The 10,680-nt window shown below is 58.4% G+C and carries 8 protein-coding genes; 7 read left to right on the plus strand and 1 reads right to left on the minus strand.

All coding sequences use genetic code 11. From position 1 onward, the window contains the following. Nucleotides 1-13 precede the first annotated feature (13 nt). Together UTM25_RS09530 and hpxK are read left to right on the plus strand one after the other, a co-directional pair. The gene (locus UTM25_RS09530; protein ID WP_194400023.1) at nucleotides 14-1,255 is read left to right on the plus strand and encodes a pyridoxal-phosphate-dependent aminotransferase family protein; all 1,242 of its coding nucleotides are present in this window, start codon (nucleotides 14-16) and stop codon (nucleotides 1,253-1,255) included. Continuing rightward, complete coding sequence (gene hpxK, locus UTM25_RS09535; protein ID WP_194400024.1) at nucleotides 1,252-2,490, plus strand: allantoate amidohydrolase; 1,239 nt, start codon at nucleotides 1,252-1,254, stop codon at nucleotides 2,488-2,490. Before UTM25_RS09530 ends, hpxK begins: the two co-directional genes overlap by 4 nt. Here the strand turns inward: hpxK and UTM25_RS09540 are convergent. After that, entirely contained in the window at nucleotides 2,487-3,602 is a 1,116-nt protein-coding gene (locus tag UTM25_RS09540) for an ABC transporter ATP-binding protein (protein ID WP_194400025.1), read from the minus strand. The two genes, hpxK and UTM25_RS09540, sit on opposite strands and share 4 nt — an antisense overlap. 321 nt (nucleotides 3,603-3,923) lie before the next feature. Between UTM25_RS09540 and UTM25_RS09545 the strand changes: the two genes are divergently transcribed. The 5 genes from UTM25_RS09545 to UTM25_RS09565 are packed head-to-tail and all read left to right on the plus strand — an operon-like array spanning nucleotide 3,924 to nucleotide 10,655. Next, entirely contained in the window at nucleotides 3,924-5,138 is a 1,215-nt protein-coding gene (locus UTM25_RS09545) for an extracellular solute-binding protein (RefSeq protein WP_194400026.1), read from the plus strand. 57 nt (nucleotides 5,139-5,195) lie between these two features. Beyond that, nucleotides 5,196-6,500 (plus strand): carbohydrate ABC transporter permease, encoded by a 1,305-nt coding sequence (locus tag UTM25_RS09550; RefSeq protein WP_282454305.1) that lies wholly within the window; start codon nucleotides 5,196-5,198, stop codon nucleotides 6,498-6,500. 11 nt (nucleotides 6,501-6,511) lie between these two features. After that, the gene (locus UTM25_RS09555) at nucleotides 6,512-7,363 is read left to right on the plus strand and encodes a sugar ABC transporter permease (RefSeq protein WP_194400027.1); all 852 of its coding nucleotides are present in this window, start codon (nucleotides 6,512-6,514) and stop codon (nucleotides 7,361-7,363) included. A gap of 2 nt (nucleotides 7,364-7,365) precedes the next feature. Next, nucleotides 7,366-8,568, plus strand: a complete 1,203-nt coding sequence (locus tag UTM25_RS09560; protein WP_194400028.1) for an arabinogalactan endo-beta-1,4-galactanase — start codon at nucleotides 7,366-7,368, stop codon at nucleotides 8,566-8,568. 29 nt (nucleotides 8,569-8,597) lie between these two features. Then, nucleotides 8,598-10,655 (plus strand): beta-galactosidase, encoded by a 2,058-nt coding sequence (locus UTM25_RS09565; RefSeq protein WP_194400029.1) that lies wholly within the window; start codon nucleotides 8,598-8,600, stop codon nucleotides 10,653-10,655. Nucleotides 10,656-10,680: the final 25 nt, after the last annotated feature.

Below are 10,680 nucleotides of genomic sequence, written 5' to 3' on the forward strand. Positions count from 1 at the left end.
TAAGGACTGACAAATGGATATCGCACGCTTTACGCAAATCAATCCGCCCCAGCGCCTGCTGATGGGGCCGGGCCCGATCAACGCCGACCCGCGCGTGCTGCGCGCCATGTCGAGCCAGCTGATTGGCCAGTACGATCCGGCCATGACCCACTACATGAACGAGGTGATGGCGCTCTATCGCGGGGTGTTCCGCACCGAGAACCGCTGGACGATGCTGGTGGACGGCACCTCCCGCGCGGGAATTGAAGCCATTCTGGTCTCCGCCATCCGCCCGGGAGATAAGGTGCTGGTGCCGGTCTTTGGCCGCTTTGGTCATTTGCTGTGCGAAATTGCCCGCCGCTGCCGCGCGGAGGTGCATACCGTCGAGGTGCCGTGGGGCGAGGTGTTTACCCCGGACCAGGTGGAGGATGCGATTAAGCGTATTCGTCCGCGCCTGCTGCTGACCGTGCAGGGCGACACCTCCACCACCATGCTGCAGCCGCTCGCCGAGCTCGGCGCCATCTGCCGCCGCTACGACGTGCTGTTCTACACCGACGCCACCGCGTCGCTCGGCGGCAACGCGCTGGAGACCGACGCCTGGGGGCTGGATGCCGTCTCGGCCGGGATGCAGAAGTGCCTCGGCGGCCCGTCGGGCACCTCGCCGATCACCCTGAGCGCGCGCATGGAGGAGGCGATCCGTCGCCGCAAATGCGTTGAGGAGGGCATTCGTACCGACGCCCACCGCGACGGCGACGAGGAGATGATCTACTCCAACTATTTCGATCTCGGCATGGTGATGGACTACTGGGGGCCGGAGCGGCTGAACCACCATACCGAAGCCACCACCGCGCTGTTTGGCGCCCGCGAATGCGCGCGGCTGATCCTGCAGGAAGGGCTGGATAACGGCATCGCGCGCCATAAGCTGCACGGCGATGCGCTGCTGAAGGGCATTCAGGCGATGGGGCTGGAGACCTTCGGCGACCTGAAGCACAAGATGAACAACGTGCTGGGCGTGGCGATCCCGCAGGGCGTTAACGGCGACCAGGTGCGTAAGCTGATGCTGGAAGATTTCGGGATTGAAATCGGCACCTCGTTTGGCCCGCTGCACGGCAAGGTGTGGCGGATTGGCACCATGGGCTACAACGCGCGCAAGGACTGCGTGATGACCACCCTGAGCGCGCTGGAGTCGGTGCTGAACTACCTGAAATTCACGACCACGCAGGGGGCCGCCATGCAGGCCGCGTGGGACCACTATCGCCGCGAGACGCCGCAATGAGCCCGGCGGCAGAACGGGTGATGGCGCGCGCCGACGCGCTGGCCGCCATCAGCGAAACCCCGGATGCGCTGACGAGAGTCTATCTCTCCACGCAGCATCTGCAGGCCAACCAGCTGGTCGGAGAGTGGATGCGCCAGGCGGGCATGACCGTCTGGCAGGACAGCGTGGGCAATATCTGTGGACGCTACGAAGGCGCGCAGGAAGGGGCGCAGGCGGTGCTGCTCGGCTCGCATCTGGACACCGTGCGCAACGCCGGACGCTACGACGGCATGCTCGGGGTGCTCACCGCCATTGAAGTGGTGGACGGCCTGCACCAGCAGGGGCTGCATCTGGCCCAGGCGATTGAGATTGTCGGCTTTTGCGACGAAGAGGGGACCCGCTTCGGCATTACGCTGTTAGGCAGCCGGGGGCTGACGGGCACCTGGCCGCAGGGCTGGCTGGAAAAAGCCGACGCCAGCGGGATCAGCGTGGCGCAGGCGATGACCCTGGTGGGGCTCGATCCTGCCCGCGTGCTGCATGCCGCGCGCCGTCAGGAGGATTTCAGCGCCTATCTGGAGCTGCATATTGAGCAGGGGCCATGCCTTGAGCAGGAGGCGCTCGCCCTTGGCGTGGTGGAAGCCATTAACGGCGCGCGCCGTCTGAACTGCCGCTTTACCGGCGAGGCCGGGCACGCGGGAACCGTACCGATGCTCCACCGCAGGGACGCGCTGGCCGCCGCCGCCGAGTGGATGGTTATCATTGAAAACGCTACCCGACAGCAGGGCGGCAACCTGGTAGCGACGGTTGGCGAGCTGCGCTGTCTGCCGGGGGCGGTGAACGTAATCCCCGGCGAGGTTCAGCTCTCGCTGGATATTCGCGGTCCGCAGGATGCGCCTCTTGATCGGTTGCTTAACGACCTGCTGGAACATGCCCAGGCGATCGCCTCGCGCCGCGGTCTGGACTTCAGCGCCGAGGAGTTTTACCGCATTGCCGCCACGCCGTGCGATGCGCGCCTGCGGCATCTGCTGGGGGACGCCGTTACGTCGGTGCAGGGGCGTTCATTATCGCTGCCCAGCGGCGCCGGGCATGACACCATTGCCCTGGCAGAGCGCTGGCCGGTCGGGATGCTGTTTGTGCGCTGCAGGGGGGGCGTCAGCCACCATCCGGCGGAATCAGTGATGGCTGAGGATGTTGCCCTGGCGATTGAGGCGTTTGGGCGGGCGGTGAGAGCGCTTGCTGACGGTGGCGCGCGTTAAGCCACCGAACGCACCGCATCTTCGATCTCAGCGCTCACCCGTACATCCTGGTCGTCAAAAACCATGCAGTTACGGTCGTCAAACGCCACGTCTATCTTCTGCCAGGGGGCGAACTTCACGTCGCCCGGCAGCAAGATCTTCACGTTGTCATGGCCATAGCATTGCCCAAACAGGTAAGTATTGTTTCCCAGTCGCTCCACCACTTCACAGTTAAATTCCAGCCGCGTGCCGCGGTGAAGGTCGGTGGTTAAATGTTCCGGACGGATGCCCAGCGTGACCTGGCTGCCCGGCTGCAGCGGTGTGGTGGTCATCGCGAGCGTGAGCGACTTCTGCTGCGACAATCTAACGGTGAGCTTGCCCGGCTGCCAGGCTTCAACGGTCGCCGGCAGAAAGTTCATCTTCGGAGAACCTATAAACCCGGCGACAAACTTATTCGCCGGTTTGTAATAGAGATCCATCGGCGCACCCATCTGTTCAACCTTGCCGTAGTTCATGACCACAATTTTGTCGGCCAGGGTCATCGCTTCGATCTGGTCGTGCGTGACATACACCATGGTGGTTTTCAGCTCCTGGTGAAGTCGGGCAAGGTGAAGACGCATCTCGACGCGCAGTTCGGCGTCCAGGTTAGAGAGCGGTTCATCGAACATAAAGACGCGCGGATTGCGCACGATGGCGCGGCCTATTGCCACGCGCTGGCGCTGCCCGCCCGAGAGCTGTTTAGGTTTGCGTTCCAGCAGGTGGGAGAGCTGCAGCGTTTTTGCCACCATCTCCACCTGATGACGGATTCGATCTTTCGGGACCTTATTCACCTTCAGCCCGTAGCCCATGTTCTCGGCGACCGTCATGTGCGGATAGAGCGCGTAGGACTGAAACACCATCGCCACGCCGCGGTGGGAAGGCGCAACGTCATTCATCACCTCATTACCGATTAAGACTTCACCTTCGCTAATCTCCTCCAGACCGGCAATCATGCGCAGCATGGTCGATTTACCGCAGCCGGAAGGGCCAACAAAGACGGCGAATTCACCGTCTTCAATTTCAAGATTCACGTTGTGCAAGGTGACGGTGTCGCCAAAGCGCTTGGTGACGTTCCTCAACTGTATGTTTGACATCAGTGTTCCCCGAGTAAACCGTTGTCTATGTTTTACGTATAACAATATGTGTCAACATAGCTGGACGGTGCAATTTGTCTGCATTGACTATAACTTCCAGTATTCATGCGCCCTATACAGATTTTCCATTAATGTTATGACGATCACACAACTTACAGTTTTTTGTAGAGTTATCATGATGTGAAGGGTAGCGTATACCAAACCAAAGATATTTGATGTCATACGTGCAGCATCTGAATTTGAGGAGTTTTAGATGAGGCAGAAAAGGCGTTAAATGTCATAACAACCATAAAATTGTTATACCTTCACATGAGGTTTGTAATGAAAAAGAACCTACTTGCCGCTCTGATCCTCTCTACGCTCGCGGTGCAGGTACATGCCACCACGCAGCTTAACGTCTGGGAAGACATCAAGAAGTCGTCCGGTATCAAGGATGCGGTGGCCGACTTTGAAAAACAGTACGACGTTAAGGTCAACGTCCAGGAAACCCCTTACGCCCAGCAGCTGGAAAAACTGCGCCTGGACGGCCCGGCGGGCATTGGCCCGGACGTGCTGGTGATCCCTAACGATCAGCTGGGCGGCGCCGTGGTGCAAGGGCTGCTGACTCCTCTGAATCTGGAGGCTAAGCAGACCGAACAGTACACCCCGGCCTCAATCAATGCCTTCAAAATGGATAATGCCCTTTACGGCGTGCCGAAAGCGGTCGAGACGCTGGTGCTGATCTACAACAAAGATCTCATCGACAAGCCCCTCAACTCGCTGCAGGACTGGTATGACTTTTCGAAACAACAGCGCGCGAAAAACCAGTACGGCCTTCTCGCCAAGTTCGACCAGATTTACTACAGCTGGGGGGCAATTTCCCCGATGGGCGGCTACATCTTCGGTCAAAACGACAAGGGCGGCTATAACGCCAGCGACGTTGGCCTCAACAAGCCGGGTGCGGTAGAGGCCGTGACGTACCTGAAAAAATTCTACGCCGACGGGATCTTCCCGGCCGGGATAGTTGGTGACAACGGCCTGAACGCCATTGACTCCCTGTTCACCGAGAAGAAAGCGGCAGCCGTGATCAACGGGCCGTGGGCATTCCAGCCGTATGAAGCGGCAGGCATCAACTACGGCGTGGCGCCGCTGCCAATGCTGCCGGACGGCAAGCCGATGAGCTCTTTTCTCGGCGTGAAAGGCTACGTTGTCTCCACGTGGAGCAAAGACAAAGCCCTGGCGCAGAAATTTATCGAATTCATCAACCAGCCGCAGTATGTGAAAACGCGCTACATCGCCACGCGTGAGATCCCGCCGCTGACGGCAATGATTGACGATCCGGTTATCAAAAACGACGAAAAAGCGAGTGCAGTCGCGGTACAGGCGGCGCGCGCAACCGCCATGCCGGGCATCCCTGAGATGGGCGAAGTCTGGGGGCCAGCCAACGCCGCGCTGGAGCTGAGCCTGACCGGCAAACAGGATCCTAAAGCCGCGCTGGATAGCGCAGAAAAACAGGTCCAGATGCAAATCGAAGCCATGCAGGCCAGCAACCAGTAATTTTCTGCCGTCGCAAAACGGGAGGGCTCTCTCCCGTTTTATTGAAAGGAGTTGTCTGTGAGTATCATCCCGGAAAATTTTGCCAGAACGCACGGGGCCGGGCGCCATGCCTGGACCGGCCTGCTGCTGGCGGTCATCCCCGGCTTCGGCCAGTTCTACCATCGTCAGTGGCTGAAAGGGATTATCTTCCTGGTGCTGCTGGCCAGTTTTATCGGCGTATTCGCCGATTTTCTGCGCGAAGGGCTGTGGGGGCTGGTGACGCTGGGCGAGGAGGTGCCGCGGGATAACTCCATCTTCCTGCTGGCTGAGGGGATCATCAGCGTGCTGATCGCCGCGTTTGGCGTGATGGTCTGGTACCTGTCGATGCGTGATGCGTGGGTGAATGGCAGAAAACGCGATGAGGGACTCGCACTTAACAGCGTGCGCAAGCAGTACCAGATGCTGCTGAGTGACGGCTTCCCGTATCTTATGATCACGCCCGGCTTTATCCTGCTGGTGTTTGTGGTGGTGTTCCCCATCCTGTTCGGCTTTGCCATCGCCTTTACCAACTACAACCTGTACCACACGCCGCCGGCAAAGCTGGTGGACTGGGTCGGCTTTAAGAACTTCATCAATATCTTCACGCTTTCCATCTGGCGTTCGACCTTCTTCGACGTGCTGCAGTGGACGGTGGTCTGGACGCTGCTCGCCACCACGCTGCAGTGTACCGTGGGCGTGCTGCTGGCCATTCTGGTCAACCAGAAGGATCTGCGCTTTAAGCCGCTGATCCGCACCATCTTCATTCTGCCGTGGGCGGTACCGGGTTTTGTCACCATTCTGGTGTTTGCCGGGATGTTCAACGACTCCTTTGGGGTGATCAACAACGCCATACTGGCCTTCTTCGGCATCGCGCCAAAAGCGTGGATGACCGATCCGTTTTGGACCAAAACGGCGCTGATTATGATGCAGACCTGGCTCGGCTTCCCGTTTGTTTTTGCCATGACCACCGGCGTGCTGCAGGCCATTCCGGACGATCTGTACGAAGCGGCGACCATGGACGGCGCCAGCAGCGCGACCAGGCTGCGCACCATCACGCTGCCGCTGGTGTTGTACTCGATTGCGCCGATTCTGATCACCCAATACACCTTCAACTTCAATAACTTCAACATCATCTACCTGTTCAATAACGGCGGTCCGGCGGTGGTGGGGTCAAATGCGGGTGGGACGGATATCCTGGTGTCGTGGATCTACAAACTGACGATGTCCTCTTCGCAATACGCGATTGCGGCGACCATCACTATCCTGCTGTCGATCTTTGTCGTCGGGCTGGCGCTGTGGCAGTTCCGCGCCACGAAATCGTTCAAAAATGACGACATGGCGTAAGGAACGCAACAATGGCTCAATCACAAAGTATTAAACGTGAGAAGTGGGTACGCCTCTCGCTCTCCTGGCTGGTTATCGTGCTGGTCTCGACAATCATCATTTACCCGCTGGTGTGGACGGTCGGCGCGTCGTTTAACGCGGGTAATAGCCTGCTGAGCTCGTCGATTATTCCCGAGAACTTCTCGATGCAGCATTACGCCGACCTGTTCAACGGCCAGGTGAACTACATGACCTGGTACTGGAACTCGATGAAAATCAGCTTTCTGACCATGGTGCTGACCCTAATCAGCGTCAGCTTTACCGCCTACGCGTTTTCGCGCTTTCGCTTTAAGGGGCGTCAGAACGGGCTGATGCTGTTCCTGCTGCTGCAGATGATCCCGCAGTTCTCGGCGCTGATTGCCATCTTCGTGCTGTCCCAGCTTTTGGGTCTTATCAATAGCCATCTGGCGCTGGTGCTGATCTACGTGGGCGGCATGATCCCGATGAACACTTACCTGATGAAAGGCTACCTCGATGCCATTCCGAAAGATCTGGATGAATCAGCGCGCATGGACGGGGCCAGCAACTTCCGGATTTTCATCGAAATTATCATGCCGCTTTCGAAGCCGATTGTGGCTGTAGTGGCGCTCTTCTCCTTCACCGGGCCGCTGGGGGATTTCATTCTCTCCAGCACCATTTTGCGCACCCCGGACAAATACACCTTACCCATCGGGCTTTATAACCTGGTGGCGCAAAAAATGGGTGCCAGCTACACCACCTACGCGGCAGGCGCGGTCCTGATTGCGGTGCCGGTGGCGATCCTCTACCTCGCCTTACAAAAATATTTCGTCTCCGGACTGACCTCCGGGAGCACAAAGGGATAATCATGAAAAGACTCAAACCCGCTTTGCTCGCTGTTTGCCTCTCCTGCGGTCTTGCCGCAAGCGCTTTTGCTGCTGAGGCGGTGAAAACGCGTCCATTTAACGCCATGCCGGCGGATTTTATTAAGGGGGCGGATATTTCAACCCTGCTGGAAGCAGAACAACACGGCGCGAAATACTATAACCAGAACGGCCAGCAGCAGGACGCGATTGCTATCCTCAAAGCTAACGGCGTGAACACCGTGCGCCTGCGCCTGTGGGTAGACCCGCAGGATGCGAGCGGCAATACCTACGGCGGCGGCAGTAACAGCCTGGAAAACACGATTGCGCTGGCGAAGCGCGTGAAGGCGCAGGGCCTGAAGTTGCTGCTCGACTTCCACTACAGCGATTTCTGGACAGATCCGGGCAAACAGTTCAAGCCAAAAGCCTGGGAGAAGATGGACTACCCGCAGCTCAAAACGGCGATCCATGACTACGCCCGCGATACCATTGCCCGCTTTAAGAAAGAGGGCGTCCTGCCCGACATGGTGCAGATCGGTAACGAAATCAACGGCGGCATGCTGTGGCCGGAAGGCAAAAGCTGGGGGCAGGGCGGCGGCGAATTTGACCGCCTGGCCGGGCTGCTCAACGCCGCGATTGGCGGGCTAAAAGAGAATCTGACCGGCGGCGAGCAGGTGAAAATCATGCTGCACCTGGCGGAAGGGACCAAAAATGACACCTTCCGCTGGTGGTTTGACGAGATCGCGAAGCGCGACGTGCCGTTCGATATTATCGGCCTGTCGATGTACACCTACTGGAACGGTCCGATTAGCGCGCTGAAGGCCAATATGGATGACATCAGCAAGCGCTATAACAAAGACGTGATTGTGGTGGAAGCGGCATACGGCTACACGCTGGACAACTGCGATAACGCCGAGAACAGCTTCCAGGCAAAAGAAGAAAAAGACGGCGGCTATCCGGGCACCGTTCAGGGCCAGTACGATTATATTCACGATTTAATGCAGTCCGTTATTGATGTTCCGGACCATCGCGGCAAGGGCATCTTTTACTGGGAGCCGACCTGGATTGCCGTCCCGGGCACCACGTGGGCGACCAAAGCCGGCATGAAATATATCCATGACGAATGGAAAGAGGGGAATGCCCGCGAGAATCAGGCGTTATTTGATTGTCAGGGAAAAGTGCTGCCATCAATAACGGTATTTAAATAATTTTTATCTTCATTCAGGACGTTTTTAATATGAATAAATTTGCGCCTTTAAGCCCAAAGGTCGCGGCGTTATTGCATGGCGCCGACTATAACCCGGAGCAGTGGGAGAATTACCCCGGTATTATTGAAAAAGATATTGCCATGATGCAGCAGGCCAAATGCAATGTAATGTCTGTGGGGATATTTAGCTGGGCAAAGCTGGAGCCGTGTGAAGGGGAATATGATTTTGCGTGGCTGGATAATATTATTGAAAAACTGTATGCGGCAGGTATTCATATTTTCCTTGCTACCCCAAGCGGCGCGCGTCCGGCGTGGATGTCGCAAAAATACCCTGAGGTGCTGCGCGTGGGGCGCAACCGCGTGCCCGCGCTGCACGGAGGACGGCATAACCACTGCATGTCATCGCCGGTGTACCGCGAGAAGACCTTCACCATTAACCGCCTGCTGGCAGAGCGTTATTCACACCATCCGGCGGTGCTGGGCTGGCATATCTCCAATGAATACGGCGGCGAATGTCACTGTCACCTGTGTCAGGCGCGTTTTCGCGACTGGCTGAAGGCGCGCTATAAAACCCTGGACGCGCTGAACCACGCGTGGTGGAGCACCTTCTGGAGCCATACCTACACCGACTGGTCGCAGATAGAGTCCCCCGCGCCGCAGGGAGAAGTGTCGATTCACGGCCTGAACCTCGACTGGCGTCGTTTCAATACCGCGCATGTGACCGATTTCTGCCGCCATGAAGTGGCCCCGCTAAAAGCCGCGAATGCACAACTGCCGGTGACCACCAACTTTATGGAGTATTTCTACGACTACGACTACTGGCAGCTTGCGAAGGCGATCGATTTTATCTCCTGGGACAGCTACCCGATGTGGCATAGGGAGAGAGACGAAACGGCGCTTGCCTGCTACACCGCCATGTATCACGACATGATGCGCAGCCTGAAGGGCGGCAAACCCTTCGTACTGATGGAGTCGACGCCGAGCACCACCAACTGGCAGCCAACCAGCAAGCTGAAAAAGCCGGGGATGCATATTCTCTCGTCAATGCAGGCGGTGGCGCACGGGGCGGATTCGGTGCAGTACTTCCAGTGGCGTAAAAGCCGCGGGTCGGTGGAGAAATTCCACGGTGCGGTTATCGACCATGTAGGGCATCTGGATACCCGCGTAGGGCGTGAAGTAACGCGCCTGGGCGAGATGCTGGCCCGCCTGCCGGAGGTCGCAGGCTGCCGTACCGAGGCCCGGGTGGCGATCGTCTTCGACCAGCAAAACCGCTGGGCGCTGGACGATGCCGAAGGTCCGCGCAATATGGGAATGGAGTACGAAAAAACCGTCAACGAGCACTATCGTCCGTTCTGGGAAAAAGGCATCGCTGTGGACGTCATTGACGCTGACGGCGATCTTAGCCACTACGCGCTGGTGATTGCCCCCATGCTTTACATGATCCGCGATGGATTTGCCGAGCGGGCAGAAGCCTTTGTGGCCAATGGCGGGCATCTGGTGACGACCTACTGGACCGGCGTGGTGGATGAGACCGATCTCTGCCATCTGGGCGGTTTCCCTGGGCCGCTGCGCAAGCTCCTGGGCATCTGGGCGGAAGAGATCGACTGCCTGGGCGAGGGGGAGCGCAACCTGATTCAGGGGCTGGCGGGCAACGCGGCAGGCCTGCAGGGGCCGTATCAGGTGCGGCATTTATGCGAGCTGATCCATGCGGAGTCCGCACAAGTGCTGGCGACCTACCGCGATGATTTCTACGCCGGTCGCCCCGCGGTAACGGTCAACCGCGTCGGGAAAGGCAAGGCGTGGCACGTCGCTTCTCGCAACGATCTGCCGTTCCAGCGCGATTTCTTCGCCGGGATTATCAGCGAGCTGGCGCTGCCGCGCGCCATCGAGGGTGAACTCCCGCCGGGCGTGGTTGCCACAGCGCGCACGGATGGCGATACCACCTGGGTGTTTGTACAGAACTACACGGCGCAGCAGCAGTACATCACGCTGCCGAAAGGGTATACCGACTGCATAACCGATGCCGTGGCAGCGGGCGATACCGTACTGCTGCCGTGGGACTGTCGAGTGCTCAGGCGTAAAGCGTAGTTGATTTTCTCCCTCTCCCTGTGGG

Origin of the sequence: Enterobacter sp. 61D5, assembly GCF_034107965.1 — a bacterium.
GTDB lineage: Bacteria > Pseudomonadota > Gammaproteobacteria > Enterobacterales > Enterobacteriaceae > Enterobacter > Enterobacter cloacae_M.